Raw genomic sequence first — 17,790 nt, forward strand, 5'->3', positions numbered from 1 at the left:
CTTTAGGCCTCCTTATCTGACAAGCGGTTGGCTCTCTTAAGGTCATCACGAGCGAGATCCGCACTAGACATAATTTCGTCGATTTTATCCAAGTGTGATGAGCGCAAGGCATCCTCGAAACAAGTTTCCCAGACCGCATCATGCATTTCTTCAAAGAGCCGATCGAACATCTCTATCGTTTTCTTCAGTCGTTTTCGGTTATCTGACTCAGCGGGGTTCTTCTCATAGATGGAGTAAGTGCTGGTATTGGCCTTCCCTATTTCATCCGAGGCGTGAGCCTCCGTAGATAGGACATCACCTCTCTCAACAGTAAAAACGCGACGGATTATTTGCCCCATAAAGTGGGCGTAGCTTGATCCGCTGTATTTTGTGATGAAATAACGCATATCCGGAATGTTCGGATACATTTTTTCTTGCTTGTACATCTCAGCAGTCTCCGCAACCAGGCCGGCAAACTGAAGCGTAGAAGCAAAATCCAACATCGCAGCCGGTGTTGGGACGAAACAGACATCACAAGCGCTTACAACATTCAGCGTTGACAGGTTTAGTGAGGGGGTGCCATCAATGATAATGAAATCGTAGTTTTCACCCACTTCCAACAGGCCGTTTCGTAATTTCATGATGCGATCCAACATTGGTACGTTGGCTTCATTCATTACGGAAGGCATCAAAAGATCAATATTGAGGTTTTGAAGGCAGGCAGGAATGATATCGATGTTATCCCAGTAGGTTTTCTGAATTGCATAGTGCAAAGACCTCGAAGCTCCTTCCGGATGGCCTGCTTCGACTAGAGCTTCATCGTCTTCCAGAAAAAAAGGTGCGACAGTGTTTTCGTAATGAACATTGTCATCAGGGCGTTTGCCAAAATAGAAGCTCAAAGAACCTTGGGGATCGGTATCCAGAAGCAAGCAGCGATACCCGCGAATTGCGAGGTACTGTGAGAATAGGTGGCAGGTCGTTGTTTTCTGAGACCCGCCCTTCAAATTCAAAATTCCAGCAATCGCAGCAGACGAACCCTCTGGTTTCCTGGGGGCGGTATTGAAGACACGTTGCATATGGTTGATATGGTTTATGGTGTAACCAGCTCGTACCTTCCTCGCCGTATCGCTGCGATATTCTGGTTCAGGCAACCGACCATCTTGCTCAGCAGCATAAAGAAGGCCTACACTAATTCCTGCTAACTCAGCAGCTTGCGTGGTTCCATATCGACGCTGTTGAACCCTATCATCAACCTCACTCTCCTCAAGCCAGGTCAAGTCGTGCTTATCTATCTGTGCTTTCTTTACAAGGCCAGGGATCTCCTTCATGATTTTTTCACCGCGCGCCACGACCGTATTGATCTTTTTCAACGCAGCTTCGAGGTAGCTCTTTTCCGAATCATTGTCAGCCATATTGATACCCTTCCTGATTATTTGACATCCAGAATACATGTAGGATAATCATAGTCTAATGTTACCGAATGCCTTTGAAAATGCCTTTTTGGTGACATACACAAAACCAAGCGATTCATTGATAATTTTGGCTCGTAAAATCCGACGTTCGATATCGGAATACCGGACACTTAGCTTGACGCGGAAGGGCACATGGACAGGAAGGTTCTCAAACAAAAAGAAAAGTCTCAGCTGAAGCTTGATCTTTTCGGGCTGGATCCCTTAATAGATCAGAATTACAGCCATTCCTTCGAGATCTATGACACCGTAGGAAAATTCGAGTACGACAAAAAGAAGAAATATCGGCTCTCAGCTGCTGCGGATGACACTGAGTTCGTGCGGCAAACGGAGTACAACGGCTTAATCATTAATGTTTCGGTCACCGATGCAAACATTGAACGCATTATGCCCGATGGCACAAAGAAAAGAGTCTTTGTGCGACCTGGAGCCAGAGAAGAGATCATTGAAGACGTACTTCGAAAGCTCGCCACAGAGAGAAGGGCAGAAGCCTATGAAATTACCTCGGGTGACAGCAAGGGACAGCAGTTAGTTGGAATTGAGTTCAGCCTTTATGAGGTCTATGAAGAGCTCAAACGGATCAATAACGGTAAGGTTCAATATTCTTACTCCGAAATCCGTGAAGCAATCACCGTACTAAACCGGGCCCATCTCCAATTCGATGCCGAAGATGGCTCCATCAGTTTTTCGGCACCGTTCCTCCCATTTCTAGCCTTCGCAGAAAAGGCCACGAAAGGTGAGACCAAATCCTTTGTTTGCTTTCATCCGATGGTGACCAGCATCATCATGACTGCAAACTACCGTCGCTATAACTACAAAAAGGCTCTTTCTTTTAAGGGACAGTACACACGTTTGATTTATAAGCGGCTGTGTAATCGCTGGATCCAAGCCGGGCCGGGGAACCCGTATCGCGTCAAACTTTCAACCCTGGTTGCCGCCATGAAAGCTCCCTACAAAAACCTCTACCAGGATAAAGCGCTCCTGCAGGACATCCTTGAAGAGCTTATCGCTGAGCGGGTGATTGAAAGCTATGAAGCCACACCAAAGAAGATAAAAGCCAAGATCGTCGACTGGCTGTTTGAGTTAAGAGCTACGAATGAGTTTGCAAAGCAGCAAGCGGCCAGTAACAAAACAGCAAATCGCATTGCTGGAAAAGCACAGGCCCAGATCTCAGACAAGCGAGATCATCAACAGGCTGACGAAAAAGGTTGGTGGTCAGAAGCGAGGGCAGGGCAGGGCGACGACTCAGTCCAAGATATCGATCAGATTCCTTTCGATGAGTAAAGCCTAAGACTCCATCAAGTAAGCCCCTTACGAAACCACCAGCACAAAAGCCTCTCCTTGCCTTTTCTATCTCAAACCATAGTTTTTTGGCTTTAAATCTTGTCTATCCCAGCCTGCAGTATTTCCTGAAGAACCCACTTCTATCTCAAACCCAAGCAAACGGCTAACTACCACACGCCTCCTTTCTCAAACCCTAGTACTCTGACCCACCTAATTTAAACTCCTATCTCAAACCTGAGTAACCTTTAGGCCAAAAATCGAGCAATTCAGGAATTTTTTAATACGAAAAACACAATACTAGGGTTTGCCATAGAGTTTGTTCCTCAGGGCTTGTCCCTTGTCGCACAAGGGATTGGAGGCATGCCTGTCTTAGAGTCACCATAGCTTGCTCGCTAGGCTCAGATCCCAGGAACACTAAGGGCATACGTTTACTATCGCTTGATTTAAAAAAGCATTGAAGTGTCCGAGAAGAGTTTGCTGAAGCAAAAAAAATAACTGGGGGGATTGATCACTAAATAGCAGGGAAAAATACTTTAGATTTTCAAGAAAATCTCTATCCTATTGTTTTATATTGTTTTTTTGTATTTTTAAGGAGGCTGTCGAACCATAGCTAAAGAAAACGCTCGAACTGTTACTAGGGTTAGAGATAGAGAATTACTAGGGTTTGAGATAGAGGTCAAAAATATTACTGCGGTTTGAGATAGAAGTTGATAGATTGACGGTGCTCAGGCAACTACTAAGTAGATTTTTGTGGACAAAGCTGTGTATATCATGTTTATAACCTGTGGACAGGAATGTATAAATTTGAGTGTTTAGGGTTTGAGATAGAAAAACACTAAGGTTTGCCCGAGCAATTCACTCTGTTTAAAGAGAGCGGTTTACTCTGGTTACACGCAGCAAACTACTAAGGTTTGTCATAGCAGTTTCTACGCTAAACCGTTATCCCACAAGGCCTACAGGCCCGATCGCAACAAGGTCTTCCGTAGCACTACCGTTGTTAACCCGTTATTAATCCGTTTTTGTCTTTAATAATCAGAGAAAAAAACTTGTCAGCTTTTTTCTTTAACCCGATCTACGATCCACAATACTCCGCAACAAGCTACAAGATTTTCTGACATGATCAATTAAAGAATTTTCTCAGCAGGGCAGGGCAGCCACAGATGTCAGCTGAACATTAATCAACAACAGCCGCTCGAGCTCTAAGAAAATGAAACAGGGCCGTATGCAGAGCACGAGTAGTATTACAGTTCCAGAAAGACTGCAGATGCATCAACAATTCCGTTGACTCACAGATATAGTAACTTTTGCTGACACCATTCCTCTGAGGGGCAATGGGCATCAAAGAGACCCGATGCTCAAAGGCCCAGGCTACTGCCGAGTCCAAAAGCTGGTATTGGTAATCGATGGAATCATCCTTCGCGCAAAGCATCTTAACCAGCCGCTGATCTTTTGGATCAATCTTCAAAGTGAATGGGACGAGTTTCGGAATAGCCACATCTGACTCTAGGGTAGGGGGTTAGATGCCCAATTTTCTAACACCAAGCTATTACGTTCACTTCGTTTTGGGTCATCTTGATTCGACCCTTTTTAGTACAGGTTTCAATGGGGTTCGATCAGAATCACTCTGCGGAGGACTCTATGTTTAAACGATTGATGCGGAAAGAACTAACTAGCTCACCAGAACCCAAAACACCTGAATACGCAGTAGCCCTTTCAGGTAAGGATCTATTAAAACAGCCAAAAAGGACGGAGCTTATCTCGAGGGTCAAGAGATTGTTCAGTGTCACGGAGCAAGTGTGGAACAAACACTATCTTTACGCTATTGAGCAATTCGCCGAGCTAGTCCAGGAAGTCCCAGCCTCCGAGATTCATCACCATTCAGAGTCAGGCGGATTAATCGATCACACTCTGGAAGCACTCTACGCAGGCGTCCGCATATCCCAGGGATACATCCTGCCACCCAACGCGGAACCAGAATCTATTGCGGAGTCCGCGGACCGTTGGCGATTCGCCGCCATGATCGCAATACTCTCTCACGATTTAGGAAAAATCGTTACTGACATCGAAGTGGTCTACCGGTTACCTGAAAAACAATTTCAGATTTGGCACCCTTGGTATGGAAACATCCCACCAGGTGCTGCGTACCGTTACCGGTTCAGAAGAAAAATCGAGAACACACGGCTAGCCAAGACATTGCATGAGAAATCAGCGATGTCGCTACTACCAAGACTTCTCAGCAAGGAAGCTGCCACCTGGCTATTCAAGGATCTAGAGTTAATTTCACAGTTGTTTAGCACAATTTCACATTCTACTTTTGGAGGTCAGGTAATCGCAGAAATTGTTCGTGCTGCTGATGGGGCAAGTGTTTCAAAGAACGTTGGTGCGAATACCGGCAAGAAAGCTGATCACACAAACACAATCCCACTCTATGAAAAGCTCATCGTTTCACTCCGTAAACTGGTTAACGATGGTGACCTCAAGCGAAACAAGCCCGGCGCCGCAGTTTGGGTTACCGATCAGGATACCTGGGTGGTATCTAAGGCAACAATGGAGGCAGTACGAATCCAACTGATCAACGAAGGTCACTCCGGGATCCCCAAAAATGTTGTAACTCTTTTCGGCATTCTGAATGACCACGACTGCCTTGTTCCAAATCCCGATGGAGATAGCGTCTGGTACGCCGAAATCAATGACCACGGAAAGAATTGGCAGCAAAAACTAACTTTCCTGAGATTTAAGAACGAGATCATCTGGCCAACAAGCCAGCCAGACATGTTTGATGGCACTGTCACGCCAATCGACCGTAATGGTAACCCCCTGGAGATATCTCAGGTCGTTGAACCAGATCCAGATCCAGATCCAGATCCAGATCCAAAGGCAGGGGAAGGCCACTTGGATCACCAGCGCACAGAAACCCATAACAATGAGTACAATCAGAAAACACCAAAAGTAGCCTCCGGTCCTGTCACTTCAAAGATAACTACGGCTCACAAAGAGAAGGGCGGTGCGGAACCTGAAGAGGCCAAGGAAAAACAATCGCAGGTTAGAGCTCAACCAGGAAGCAAAGCTCACGGTTTGACCTCAGAGAAGGCTGTAGAGCACTGGAAGACCAAACGTGAAGTGCAGGAAGATATTTTGAGAGAAAATGACTTCCTGGCCTGGTTATTGAAAGGCATTGCCCGCCGGCAAATTCGGGTAAATGAGCCTAAGGCGCCTGTCCACATCCTTGATGGCCACGTCGCACTGGTCACTCCGGCAATTTTTAATCTCTTCCTCGATAAGAACTCGCTAAAGAAACGCCTGTACGAAAAGAGAGCAGGGGATAAGCGGGTTTACACAGTTCTCCAACGAGAACTGGAAGTTTTGGATATTCATCAGAGGGGAACAGATGGACAAAATATCGTGACCGTTTCAGTGGAGGGCCAGCGTTCAAAGAGTGAACTGAAGGTCTACTTACTAAATCGAGCCTGTTTCCCATCCTTGAGAGCCTTTGCAGCTAATCCTGCGATCAAAATTCACCTTTAGTGGGGGGGCTTGCATTTGGCCATCGTGTGCTGAGGGGAGGGGAGAATAGTAGCGATCGCTGGGTGTAGTTCGTATAGGTGCCGGAAACTAGCTCCCAAAGATTGGATTAACCACTTTCCATGATGGACTGACGAAAAATTCTGGCGTATTGTTTTCAATGTCATATTTTTACGACACTGATCACTAATATCTAGAATTAGCGCTGGACTGTAACCGGCCAAGGCAACAAGAACGAATCTTATAATGGTCGTCATGGAAAAGGACAACACCGAGCAGTTCCAGACCCCTGGATCGCGCTTGGAACATCTTCTCGCTCAGATTGGCTTCGAAAAAAATCGAGGGAAAATCACTGATCTCCATAACTATCTGGTTCAAGCAAGCCCAGAGCATTTTGGAGACCTTTCCTATGGCGCTGTCCGTGGTTGGTTTTCCGAGAATGCGCCACCGATGAGGAAGATCGGTCTCGTTCTTGATGCACTTAAAAAGAAATATCCGATCAATTATGACGAAAAACACCTGAAAACCTGGTGGAAAGTCGGCGGTTTTTACCCATTCCAGTCAGCCATCTCACAGGAAGAGCTCAACACCCTGGATAGTCAAGCGAAGGTGAAACGAGAGAAAGCTGCCTATGTCGTAATGTCTCTGATTCATGAGGAAAGTGGAGAATTATTCAACGATCTCTCTACAGACGAACTGGATCGGATCAGCCAGATAACGAATGCGTTCATCAGTGACTTTACGGATCCTTACCAAACCAACTGTCCCAACAGCTACATCAGAGCAATTATTAGAGACCAGCTCAGAAACTTGGAGTGAAAGATAAGACGACTTGGTCGTGTAGCAGACTTACGCCGGCGTGATACTGATTGAGTACGTATTGGCAGTTAAAGGGATTTAATCAGCATAGGATATTATGGAATGAAGTGGGCATTCATCGATTATGAGAACGTTGGAAACCTGAGAGATATCAGTCTCTCAGAGTATGAGCGGATCATTATTTTTCTTGGAGCACAGCAAAAGAAGCTAGATTTCGCGGAAACGAAGTACGACAAACCAATCAATCTAGTTGTGATCCAATTAAAGGCTACTCAGGCAAATAACCTGGATTTTCACCTTGCTTATTACCTCGGGAAGTTCGACGCAGAAGCTGGTCGGTCAGTTGCTTTTGAAGTCGTCAGTAATGATGCTGGGTTCTCTCCGCTTATCGCCCACATTAAAACCCTTGGTCGCTCCTGCAAGCAACTCAGGGTTGCCGGAACCTCAAGCGGCACGCAGACATTGATGAAGAATTTGTCTTCCATACCTAAGGCGAAGCGGCCCCAGAAAGTTGCTAGTTTACGCAATCACATCGCTGCCCAGCTGAAACTCAAAGGCAATGAGGTGGCGATTCAGAATGCCTTGAACCAACTGGTTACCCAAAAGTTTCTTCAAATTTCGGATTCTGGACTGGAGTACTTGGCCTAAGTTCAATTGGAAATGAATTTTCACCTGTGAGCACATTTTACGAACGAATAGCATAGGGAGTGTTCAACAATGCCAGATTACAGAAGGATGGCAGGAGAAAAACAGGAATCACAGGTATCGTATTTTCTTGACCGATACTTCGGACACGATGATAGCTACAGAATTCTTAACAATCTTAAGATCGAGATTAATGGATTTACCTCCCAGATTGATCATTTAATTATGGGTATACGGATTTAATGGTTGATTGGGCATCTTCACCCCACCAACCTGATACCACCCTCAGATGGTTGATAGATCGACCCCGTAGTTGAGTTCCTCTGCGAAGTCCGGCAGTCCGTAACCGATGGTTTTCTTGTGGAACGGAGAGACCTTTGCAGTCGGGGGCTTCTTCTTGTGCTTCGTGGTGTACAGCATTCGTGCCCGCATCACCTCGAAGGAGTAACCACGCCCTTCACGGTTCTTGTCCTTCGCCAGTCGGTTGATGGACTCCGTGTAAGCGTTGGTGACGGGCATGTCCGTCTCGAAGTAAGTCATGATCTCTTCGCGCCAGTTGCCTACAGCCCTGACCAGATCGCTCCAGACTTCCTTCTGGCCCTTCGGAATGGTGGCTATCCAGTCGTCCAGGGCGGCTTCTGCCTGTGGCCGTGTGGTGGCATTCCAGATGCCGTAGAAGCGCTCCTTGTGCTCGTAGGCGGCCAGCAGTTGCGGGAATGCGCCAGTCCAGGTCTCCATAATGAGGCGTTCCCGGTCTGATACTTCGTGAGCGCGTTTCAGCAGGAGTTTCCGGTCTCCCTTGAGAGTCCGGCTCTGGGAGGGTTTCAGCTCCTTTCTGAGGCCCTTGCGGACCTTTTCCAGGGCATCGTTCGCCATGCGCACCACATGGAACTTATCGACCACGATACGGGCCTGGGGCAGCACAGCCTTGACCGCTGCCCGGTAGGGGTTCCACATGTCCATGCTGACGATCTCGACCTTCTGCCGGTCTTTCAGCTTCATCAGGTAGTTGGTCACCACGTCCTGGCGGCGGGTGGCCAGCAGGTCGAGCAGGGTTCGCTCCTCAATGTTGGTCAGAATGCAGCGGTAGCGCTTGTTCAGGTATAGCTCGTCGATGCCCAGAATGCGGGGCGTCTCGAAGCGGTGCCAGCGCCCCAGGAACTCGGCGCGGGCGTTGAAGATGTCGCGCACCGTCTTCTCGTCCAGGCCGGTCTGTGCCGCCACAAAGGTGTAGGGGTGGTTGAAGGATTCCTTCTCCACGTACTCATGCAGCCGCAGTGTCATACGGAATCCGTCCACCATCTCCGGTAGCTGGGGCCTGAATGTTGTCTTGCAGGCCCGGCAGGTGTATCGGCGGCGGACCACCCAGAGAGTGACCCGCTTACCGTGGATGGGCAGATCACGATAGGGAACGTCACGCTTGCCGAACCGTACGAACTCACCCTGCACGCCGCATTCCTCGCAGGCGATGGGATCGGGCGCGTCCACCTGGAAGTGCATTTCGTCGTCGGTGGATTTGCAGCCCAGCACCTGGTACTCAGGCAGGTGCAGGATGTTGTCGGGCATTTCGGTCATGCGGTGTTCTCCTCATGGTGGAAGCTCCATAGCTATTGCGACAGATTCCCATTAATCATCAGTGTGGCGCAGTACGGGTTTGGCAGACTGCGCCGTAAAGGGAAGAAGAACCGGTCAATGCAAGGGACTATCGCCAAGTGTGGAAACCTGTCCTTTCCTGGCGTTGACAAGTACGGCCACGATGATGGCTGCGATGCCAAGAGCAACCCCGCTCGCCGCAAGTCCCAAGCCATAACCCTGAATCAGCGCATCACCGGCTGACTGCACCAGTTCGGCATCGCCGACTTCCCGACCGCGATACAGAGAAGCAAATGCCTCGGGCATCCGACTGGCCGTGACGGAGACAGAAATGCTCGAAAGGATAGCCAGCCCCAACGCAACACCAATCTGTTGCGACGCGTTGAACAACGCCGATGCGATGCCGGTCTCCTGTGCTTGCACACCCTTCACGGCCGTCAATGCCAGCGCAATGACCGCTCCCACGAAACCGAAGGCGGTGAGGAAGGCGGCTGGCATGAAGTGCCAGCTATAGTCGAGTTGTTGCCCGATGGTCGAAAGCCAGAACAATGCAGCGCTAGCGACCAGCGCAGCCGGAGCTGCGACCTCGCGCGGCGTAAAGCGCATGACAAGCTTTGAACTGACAACAGCACCAATGATGATACCCACCCCAAAGGGCAGAAACGCCATGGCGGTCAGGGTCGGGCTATAGCTGAGGATGTGCTGCAAATAGAGCGTCAGCAAATAGATCATGCCCATGGGGCCGAAGCCCAGCAGCAGCATGGCCAGGTACGAACCGGATCGGTTGCGATCCTTGAACAAGCGGAGCGGCAAAAGTGGATCACTGCTGCGCGACTGTAAAACCAAGAACAGCGGCAGCAGGATAGCCGTAGTGGCGAATGCAATGAGCGTAATGCCATCGGTCCAGCCATGTTCACCACCACGGGTAATTCCATAGACGAGTGCTGCCATGCCGATGATGCTGGAAAGCGCTCCCGTCAGGTCGGGGCGTCCCTTGTGCAATTCCGCTTCGACAAGTGTTCTCGAACCAGTGAGCACCGCCAAACCGATGGGTACATTGATGAAGAACGCCCAACGCCAGCCAAGCAGGCCTGTCAGAAATCCTCCAAGAATCAATCCAGCAATAATGCCAAGGCCAGACATTGCTCCGTAGACGGCCATGGCCTTGTTGCGCTCCTTGCCTTCCGGAAAGGTCGTGGCGATCAACGCCAGGGCATTGGGCGCTGTCAATGCTGCGCCGAACCCTTGGAGGCCGCGCGAGGCAATCATGCTCACGGTGTCCTGGGCCAGGCCAACGAGAAGCGATGCAACCGTAAAGATCGCCATGCCGACCTGCAACATACGCCGACGTCCATACAGATCGCCCAGCCTGCCACCGAACAGGAGCAATCCGCCAAAGGCGAGAATATACGCATTGATCACCCAAGGCAGGTTCGCTGCCGAGATTCCGAGGTCATTCTGGAGTGTTGGCAACGCAATATTTGCGATCGTATCGTCAAGCACCACCATGAGCTGGGCGGTGGCGATAACGGCCAAGGCCAGACCGAGTGGGCGCTCTGGTCTGCCTGAGTGAGAAGGGGACTCTGTGGATATCGATTAACTCCTTTGTGTTTAGTGCGATTACCGAACACCGGTTGCGCTGACTTTTCACAAAAGGGTAATCGTTCCAATGGTTGGAAGGTCAAGGCTGCGTTTGCATGCCTTGCACAGAGAGACTGTCGGCATCGGCCAGGTCTTATCAATAGCCGTGCATTTGGCAGCCCGTCGGCACAGAGCACTCGACAAATCAAAGTCTGAGGCTCCGCAGTTGACCTTACCAGCGTTGGAAAGACTAGATTGGTCGCTGGGACGATCAGGTTCCTCAATTCTCTGATTCTGTGAAGGAGTTCGATATGTATCGATTCAACGTTAACGGCATGACCTGTGGCCACTGCACATCCGCCGTCGAAAAAGCCATTAAAAGTATCGACCCACAGGCGGAAATATCTACAGATATAGAACACGCCGAGGTCACCGTGCGCAGCCAGGTCAATGAGGCGCGTATCAGTGATGCCATCCGCGAGGCTGGGTACGATAATCAGCACCTTGCCGGGTAATCATTCAGGTCAGGGCAAGGACGCCGCTTCTGAAGTAGACGCGTCAGCGCTTCTCTTTCCCGCGACGTTGCGTGCAATTGGGTTCAATCCCGATAGCCCCGAAGCGCGTGGAATTAAGTTCTCGCTCACCCTTAGGCGTTCCTTTCACTACGCCATCCCCGGCCAGACCGCTGATAATCGGGCAGTCCGGCCGAGCGTCGCCCTGGCAGTTTTCCGCCAGGTGCTTGAGTGCACGGCTCATTTCCTGGAGTTCGCGCGCCTTGAGCTCAAGCTCCGCGACATGCTCAAGCGCAAGACGTTTGACGTCGGCGCTCGCACGACCCCGGTCGCGCCAGAGCGCAACCAGTTTATTCATCTGCGCCACCGAAAACCCGAGATCCCGTGCGCGCCGGATGAAGCGCAGGGTTTGCACATCCTTGTCCGAGTAATCCCTGTATCCAGCTTCAGTTCGCAACGCTTCCGGAATCAAGCCGATCGATTCGTAGTAGCGGATCATCTTCGCCGATACACCCGATGCCTCCGCTGCCTTTCCAATATTCATAGCCATGCCTCTCCAGATAACATCAAGCCTGCACTGTGGCAGGCTCGGTTGTCCTTATTTCGCTTGTGCAAATTCCACCTGTCTCTGCGACACGTCGTTGTCGTCCGTCCCCATGGGTGAGCGGAAATGACGCAATCTCAGTGCATTGCCGAGTACAAACACCGACGACAGTGCCATGGCGCCGGCAGCGAAGACGGGCGAAAGCAGGATGTCGTAGGCCGGATAGAGCACACCTGCCGCGACCGGAATCAAAGCCGTGTTGTAGGCAAACGCCCAGAACAGATTTTGTCGGATGTTGTCGATGGTTGCCTTCGACAAGGCGATCGCCTTTGGCACACCTTGCAGGTTACCCGACATCAGCACCACATCAGCCGCTTCAATGGCAATGTCCGTACCTGTGCCAATGGCAAGACCTACATCCGCTTCGGCCAGAGCGGGAGCGTCGTTGATGCCATCACCGACGAACGCCACCTTGCCGTGCTCTCCCTTAAGGCGGCGCACCGCGTCGACCTTGCCGTCCGGTAGCACTTCCGCCACCACCTCGTCGATCCCGAGTCGCGCCGCGATGGCCTTGGCCGTGTGGGCGTTGTCGCCGGTGATCATCGCGACCTTGAGCCCGAGATCGTGCAGGGCCTTGATGGCAGCAGGCGTCGTTTCCTTGATCGGGTCGGCAACGGCGATAATCGCCGCAAGCTTGCCCTCTATCGCAGCATAGAGCGGAGACTTACCCTCGTCGCCGAGGCGTTTGGCGACCTTGGAGAACGCCGCCACGTCGTGACCGAGTTCGCTCATGTAGCGGTCAGCACCTATCTCGACCCGCTTGCCACCGGCCTCAGCCTTCACGCCAAAACCCGTCACCGATTCGAAGTTCGACACGTCCGGCAGTGAGATGTTCTCCGCGGCGGCGTTCACGATCGCACGGGCGATCGGGTGTTCGGACTTGGCCTCGACGGCCGCGATCAGACCCAGGACGTTTGCACGTTCGAATCCAGCAGCCAGTTCCAGGTCGGTCAAGGCGGGTTTGCCTTCCGTCAACGTGCCCGTCTTGTCAACGGCGACGACCTTGGCGTCCTTGAGCAGTTGCAGCGCTTCGCCCTTGCGGAAGAGCACGCCCAGCTCGGCACCGCGGCCGGTGCCCACCATGATCGAGGTCGGTGTGGCCAGCCCCATGGCGCAAGGGCAGGCGATGATCAGGACCGCAACGGCGTTGACCAGCGCGAAAGTGAGCGCGGGCGACGGGCCGAAATAAAGCCATGCAGCGAAGGTGAGCGCGGCCACGGCGAAGACCGCCGGCACGAAATACATCGTCACCTTGTCGACCAGCGCCTGAATCGGCAGCTTCGACCCCTGCGCTTCTTCCACCATGCGGATGATCTGCGACAGAACGGTGTTGCCGCCGACAGCCGTCGCACGGATGGCGAACGCGCCTTTCTGGTTCACCGTTCCGGCCACGACCTCGCTGCCGTTCGTCTTGGAGACGGGGATCGGCTCGCCGGTGATCATCGATTCATCGACATAGCTTTCGCCTTCGATGAGTTCGCCATCCACCGGGATGCGATCGCCGGGACGAACCTCGACGATATCTCCCGACAGGACGGAATCGATCGGCAACTCGACCGTCTTTCCGTCCCTGCGCACACGGGCCATCTTGGCCTGAAGGCCGACCAGGCGCTTGATCGCCTCGGAGGTGCGTCCCTTGGCGCGAGCCTCCAGCAACCGGCCGAGCAGGATGAGAGTGACGATAACAGCGGCGGCCTCAAAGTAGACGTTGACGGCTCCGTCGGGCAGGAACCCCGGCGCGAAGGTCGCCACGAGCGAATAGCCATAGGCTGCCATGGTGCCGACCGCGACCAGGGAGTTCATGTCGGGGGCAAGCCGCCCGAGGGCCGGAAACCCCTTGTGGTAAAAGCGGATGCCCGGCACGAACAGAACGATGGTTGTCAACACGAACTGGAGATACCAATTCGTCTCCATGCCGATCGTTGAGGCAATCAGGTCGTGCATGCCAGGAATGAGGTGTGAGCCCATCTCCAGAATGAAGACAGGCACGGTCAACACCGCTGCAATCGTGAAATCACGTGTCAGTCCACGGCGTTCCGCGTCCTTCTTCTCGGTGCGCTCATCGGTCTCGCCCCGACTGCTACCCGTAGCAGCCGCGATTACCCTGGCATCATATCCCGCGTTCTCGATAGCCGTCACCAAGGCGGTCGCATCGGCGCTGCCCTGGATCGTGGCTCTTTCAGTCGCAAGGTTGACAACGGCACTGGTGACGCCGGGCACAGCCTTGAGCGCCTTTTCGACGCGACCGACACAGGACGCGCAGGTCATACCTTCGATGGAAAGCTCTGTGGTCTCAGCAGGCACCGAATAGCCAGCTTTCTCGATAGCGTTGATGAGTGATCCGCGGTCGAGTGGCGAAGCGGACTGGATATCGGCACGTTCGGTCACCAGGTTCACCGTAACAGTGTCAACGCCCTCGACCTTCTTGAGTTCAGCCTCCACGCGCCCGACGCAGGAAGCGCAACTCATACCTTCGATGGGAAAGCTTGTCACCGTCACAGCCGACGGATTCAATTTGTCTTGAGTATGCATCATTCGTCTTCTCCACAAGCATCTCCTGATGATATTCCAGAAAGATAAACCTTCCTATTGTGGGAAGGTCAAGCGCTAAATTTCCTGATGCATAGTTACCACACCCAGTACTTACGGGAACATCGAATCCGGGTTTAGGTTGAAAACTCCATACGAGTGTTGTCAGCAGTCAGTGGCACATCGGACAAATTCGCGCTAAGGGAGCGTTCGAGGTAGACAGAAGGATGCGCGATGAATTCTCTAGTACCACAATCCTTACGCATTTGTTCCAGGCCTCGCCAACCAGTTTTTCCGTTGGGAAAGTGTAATCTGTGATTGCACGCCAAAGAGAAAATCAACCAGCTAATCCGAATACCCTTAATTATCTACAAGGCTGGATTTATTGTTATTGAAAGCAAGAGTATTCAGGGATCAGTCCGCGTCAATTCTGCAGGTGAATGGGAGCGATCATACAAAGATCAGTGGTTTGGCATCGCCTCCCCGGTTCAGCAAGCAGCAATGCAGATTGATAACCTGAAGGCTCTACTTAGAGATAACAGCACGCAGCTACTTGGAAAGCTCCTGGGCATACAAAAAGGCTTTGGTCTTCGACAGTACAAAACTGTGATTGCTATTTCGAGTTCTGCTCGGTTAGATCGTGACAACATACCCTCGGATATATCAAAGCATATCGTAAAATCAGAATTTCTAGTTGAAAAGGTCAAGGAGCTAACAGAAGCTTCGAACAGCGGTCTGAAAAGCTTTGCCAAATCCGAGCCCCGTTTCACATGTGATGAAATGGAGCGAATTTTCGAGTTTTTAAGGGGTTACCAGCAACCACTCGAACAAAGCTTGGGGTCGGATATAAAGTTGGCTGGCAGCGTTGTTGAGCCAAAGAAAACCCAAAATCAGCCAGCCATTCGTATATGTTGTAAAAATTGCGGTGAGACATCCGCGCTTTCGGCGCAGTACGGTCGCTTCGGATACTATATTCGCTGTGAGAAATGCCTAACGAACACTGCCCTTAAGCAGCCATGCCCAGCGTGCAACTCAAGCTCGACTAAAACCCGGAAATCTAAATCCAATATGTACTTGGATTGCCTGTCGTGTCATCAGAGCGTGCTGTATGCTGTAGAATGGGGCGCTGGCAGCACCTCCTTGCCCACCCTTAAGGCCACACCTTGAATTGCTGCCCGTTTCCAGATCCACCCCACCATATCAGCACCTGGAAGCGCGACCTATTGGAGAGCGCGTCCGACCTCCTCGAAGGCAAGAGTATAGTCGGTAAGCAATTCGATGAACTCAGCACGGACGAACTGTACCGTGAGATTCGCCGACTGACGGTGGAACGCAATTTTTGTTGCTTAAGCTCCTGGGTGGCTCGTTCCACTTTGGCTGAGCTCCATGTATTTCACAGAGCCCTTCGGAAAATCCTTGCGAACCAAAAGCACTTCATCAACCTGTCACGTCAGTGACACGACGGTGTCATCTCTCAGCTTTACCGTTCAATTGTAACTCGCAATACGGCGAGCTTATTTATTGCAAAAGGTGATCCTGTGGCGCCAACTCAATCAACCAATGTGATGCTTCGAGTCGAGAGTATGGGCGTAACCTACCCGGGAAACGTCCTCGCGCTCAAACCCACCAACGTTCACTTTCACAAGGGCGAATTCACCGTGCTACTGGGACTTTCAGGCGCGGGTAAATCCACTCTGCTTCGTTCACTGAATCACCTGGTTAAGCCCACAACCGGGAAGGTTGTGTCTGGCGAGTTTGGTGAACTGACCAACCGTAGAATCCTGCGACAGCACCGCAGCCGCACCGCCATGGTGTTCCAGCATCACCAGCTGATCGAACGATACACCGCGTTACAGAATGTGCTGACAGGCAGACTTGCGTATCACGGTACTTGGCGAAGCCTGCTTCCCCTGCCCCGGCAGGACCTGGAGTTGGCTCTGCAATGCCTCGACCGCGTAGGTCTGGCTGACAAAGCGCTTTCCCGAGTAGATCAGTTGTCCGGCGGCCAGCAGCAGCGGGTTGGAATCGCCAGAGCATTGGTGCAGCAACCATCCATGATTCTTGCCGATGAGCCCGTTGCCAGCCTGGATCCGGCCACTTCTGAAAAGGTACTCGGCCTACTGCGCGATATTTGTCAGGAAGATGGAATCACCGCGGTTATTTCCTTGCACCAATTGGAATACGCCCAGCGTTTTGCAGACCGGATCATCGGCCTTTCGAACGCTCATATCGTTTTTGACGATGCTCCTGAAAACCTGAAATCGAAACACCTGGACGAGATTTACCACCGTTCACCCAGCGTGGTAGCTGCGGAAGGCAAACCAGCCATCCATAAACCTAAGACCACCCCGATAACGACAGACGTACTGGAGATAGCACAATGAAGACAATGATTCACTCTTTGCTGGCTCTGATAATGATGCTCGGCATCCATTGGTCAGCCCATGCCGCAGATACAGACCCTGATCTTTTGAAAGTTGCCTTGCTGCCGGATGAGAACGCGTCAGAACTGATCAAGCGAAACCAACCTTTGAAGGATTACCTCGAAACCACTCTTGGTAAGGAAGTAGAACTGATTGTTACCACCGATTACTCCTCCATGATCGAAGCCATGCGTTTTGGCCGAATTGACCTGGCTTACTTTGGTCCGTTGTCCTATGTGATGGCCAAGAGTAAGAGTGACATTGAACCCTTTGCCGCCATGGTGGTAGACGGGAAGCCGACTTATCGCTCCATCATTATTGCCAATGCGGACTCTGGCGTTGGCTCCTTCGCGGATATCAAAGGCAAGAAAATGGCCTACGGTGACCGCGCATCCACTTCCAGCCACCTGATCCCCAAGACCGTACTCCTTGAGAAGGCAGAGCTCGAAGCCGGAAAGGACTATGAGGCTCATTTCGTCGGTAGCCATGACGCTGTTGCGGTTAACGTCGCCAATGGCAATGCCGACGCCGGAGGGTTGTCCGAAGTTATCTTCGAGCATGTGATGGACCGCGGTTTGATTGATCGGAGCAAGGTCAAAGTGCTGGGCTACAGCGGTGACTTTCCTCAATACCCCTGGGCCATGCGTTCGAACCTGGCCCCTGAGCTGAAGAGCAACATTCAGAAAGCCTTTCTGCAGATCGATGACCCGGAGATTCTCGACAACCTGAAGGCTGAGGGATTCGCGGCAATTACCGACGAAGATTACGATGTCATCCGCGCTATGGGTGGCCTGCTCAATCTTGATTTCGCAAAAATGTGAGGAGTGCCC

Annotated in this window: 13 protein-coding genes and 1 pseudogene; 9 read left to right on the top strand and 5 right to left on the bottom strand. The window is 51.6% G+C overall.

Annotation, left to right across the window (positions count from 1 at the left end; translation table 11 throughout):
• Positions 1-2: 2 nt before the first annotated feature.
• Entirely contained in the window at positions 3-1,391 is a 1,389-nt protein-coding gene (locus tag QUE75_RS20150; protein WP_041657483.1) for an AAA family ATPase, read from the bottom strand.
• A gap of 192 nt (positions 1,392-1,583) precedes the next feature.
• Here QUE75_RS20150 and QUE75_RS20155 point away from each other — a divergent pair, with 192 nt between their 5' ends.
• The 5 genes from QUE75_RS20155 (at position 1,584) to QUE75_RS20175 (ending at position 7,961) form a co-directional block, all read left to right on the top strand.
• Positions 1,584-2,732, top strand: coding sequence for a replication initiation protein (locus QUE75_RS20155; protein ID WP_011783533.1), 1,149 nt, complete (start codon positions 1,584-1,586; stop codon positions 2,730-2,732).
• Positions 2,733-4,370: 1,638 nt separating this feature from the next.
• The gene (mobH, locus tag QUE75_RS20160; protein WP_286255798.1) at positions 4,371-6,257 is read left to right on the top strand and encodes a MobH family relaxase; all 1,887 of its coding nucleotides are present in this window, start codon (positions 4,371-4,373) and stop codon (positions 6,255-6,257) included.
• Between the two features lie 243 nt (positions 6,258-6,500).
• Positions 6,501-7,073: a hypothetical protein gene (locus tag QUE75_RS20165; RefSeq protein WP_011783531.1), complete on the top strand. Its 573-nt coding sequence runs from the start codon at positions 6,501-6,503 to the stop codon at positions 7,071-7,073.
• A gap of 102 nt (positions 7,074-7,175) precedes the next feature.
• A complete protein-coding gene (locus QUE75_RS20170) occupies positions 7,176-7,721 on the top strand; it encodes a PIN domain-containing protein (RefSeq protein WP_072678417.1) in 546 nt (181 codons plus the stop codon).
• An 87-nt stretch (positions 7,722-7,808) separates the two neighbouring features.
• The gene (locus tag QUE75_RS20175; protein WP_286256030.1) at positions 7,809-7,961 is read left to right on the top strand and encodes a nuclease-related domain-containing protein; all 153 of its coding nucleotides are present in this window, start codon (positions 7,809-7,811) and stop codon (positions 7,959-7,961) included.
• Between the two features lie 42 nt (positions 7,962-8,003).
• On the opposite strand, the gene QUE75_RS20180 is transcribed toward QUE75_RS20175, so the two are convergent.
• Together QUE75_RS20180 and QUE75_RS20185 are read right to left on the bottom strand one after the other, a co-directional pair.
• On the bottom strand, positions 8,004-9,293 hold the full coding sequence (locus QUE75_RS20180) for an ISL3 family transposase (protein ID WP_286255801.1): 1,290 nt from the start codon (positions 9,291-9,293) through the stop codon (positions 8,004-8,006).
• A 114-nt stretch (positions 9,294-9,407) separates the two neighbouring features.
• Positions 9,408-10,847, bottom strand: a complete 1,440-nt coding sequence (locus QUE75_RS20185; RefSeq protein WP_198517598.1) for an MFS transporter — start codon at positions 10,845-10,847, stop codon at positions 9,408-9,410.
• Between the two features lie 356 nt (positions 10,848-11,203).
• Between QUE75_RS20185 and QUE75_RS20190 the strand changes: the two genes are divergently transcribed.
• Positions 11,204-11,407, top strand: coding sequence for a heavy-metal-associated domain-containing protein (locus QUE75_RS20190; RefSeq protein ID WP_087720496.1), 204 nt, complete (start codon positions 11,204-11,206; stop codon positions 11,405-11,407).
• Between the two features lie 43 nt (positions 11,408-11,450).
• Here QUE75_RS20190 and cueR read toward each other — a convergent pair whose 3' ends face one another.
• Entirely contained in the window at positions 11,451-11,948 is a 498-nt protein-coding gene (gene cueR / locus QUE75_RS20195) for a Cu(I)-responsive transcriptional regulator (RefSeq protein ID WP_075610838.1), read from the bottom strand.
• 54 nt (positions 11,949-12,002) lie between these two features.
• Positions 12,003-14,540 (bottom strand): heavy metal translocating P-type ATPase, encoded by a 2,538-nt coding sequence (locus QUE75_RS20200; RefSeq protein ID WP_087720513.1) that lies wholly within the window; start codon positions 14,538-14,540, stop codon positions 12,003-12,005.
• 315 nt (positions 14,541-14,855) lie between these two features.
• On the opposite strand from QUE75_RS20200, the gene QUE75_RS20205 reads away from it, so the two are divergent.
• The 3 genes and pseudogenes from QUE75_RS20205 to phnD all read left to right on the top strand — a co-directional run bounded on the left by QUE75_RS20205 (position 14,856) and on the right by phnD (position 17,781).
• Complete coding sequence (locus tag QUE75_RS20205; RefSeq protein ID WP_286255811.1) at positions 14,856-15,704, top strand: nuclease-related domain-containing protein; 849 nt, start codon at positions 14,856-14,858, stop codon at positions 15,702-15,704.
• Between the two features lie 371 nt (positions 15,705-16,075).
• Positions 16,076-16,822, top strand: a pseudogene (phnC, locus tag QUE75_RS20210) (phosphonate ABC transporter ATP-binding protein); the annotation flags it as partial.
• A gap of 95 nt (positions 16,823-16,917) precedes the next feature.
• Entirely contained in the window at positions 16,918-17,781 is an 864-nt protein-coding gene (phnD, locus tag QUE75_RS20215; protein WP_011784780.1) for a phosphate/phosphite/phosphonate ABC transporter substrate-binding protein, read from the top strand.
• The last annotated feature ends 9 nt before the right edge of the window (positions 17,782-17,790 follow it).

This window comes from Marinobacter shengliensis (genome assembly GCF_030297115.1).
Taxonomy (GTDB): domain Bacteria; phylum Pseudomonadota; class Gammaproteobacteria; order Pseudomonadales; family Oleiphilaceae; genus Marinobacter; species Marinobacter shengliensis.

Coding starts and splice junctions, on each gene's coding strand:
- QUE75_RS20170 (WP_072678417.1), top strand. CDS start 7,176: ATGAAGTGGGCATTCATCGATTATGAGAACGTTGGAAACCTGAGAGAT.
- QUE75_RS20190 (WP_087720496.1), top strand. CDS start 11,204: ATGTATCGATTCAACGTTAACGGCATGACCTGTGGCCACTGCACATCC.
- QUE75_RS20150 (WP_041657483.1), bottom strand. CDS start 1,391: ATGGCTGACAATGATTCGGAAAAGAGCTACCTCGAAGCTGCGTTGAAA.
- mobH (WP_286255798.1), top strand. CDS start 4,371: ATGTTTAAACGATTGATGCGGAAAGAACTAACTAGCTCACCAGAACCC.
- QUE75_RS20165 (WP_011783531.1), top strand. CDS start 6,501: ATGGTCGTCATGGAAAAGGACAACACCGAGCAGTTCCAGACCCCTGGA.
- cueR (WP_075610838.1), bottom strand. CDS start 11,948: ATGAATATTGGAAAGGCAGCGGAGGCATCGGGTGTATCGGCGAAGATG.
- QUE75_RS20200 (WP_087720513.1), bottom strand. CDS start 14,540: ATGCATACTCAAGACAAATTGAATCCGTCGGCTGTGACGGTGACAAGC.
- QUE75_RS20175 (WP_286256030.1), top strand. CDS start 7,809: ATGGCAGGAGAAAAACAGGAATCACAGGTATCGTATTTTCTTGACCGA.
- QUE75_RS20155 (WP_011783533.1), top strand. CDS start 1,584: ATGGACAGGAAGGTTCTCAAACAAAAAGAAAAGTCTCAGCTGAAGCTT.
- QUE75_RS20180 (WP_286255801.1), bottom strand. CDS start 9,293: ATGACCGAAATGCCCGACAACATCCTGCACCTGCCTGAGTACCAGGTG.
- phnD (WP_011784780.1), top strand. CDS start 16,918: ATGAAGACAATGATTCACTCTTTGCTGGCTCTGATAATGATGCTCGGC.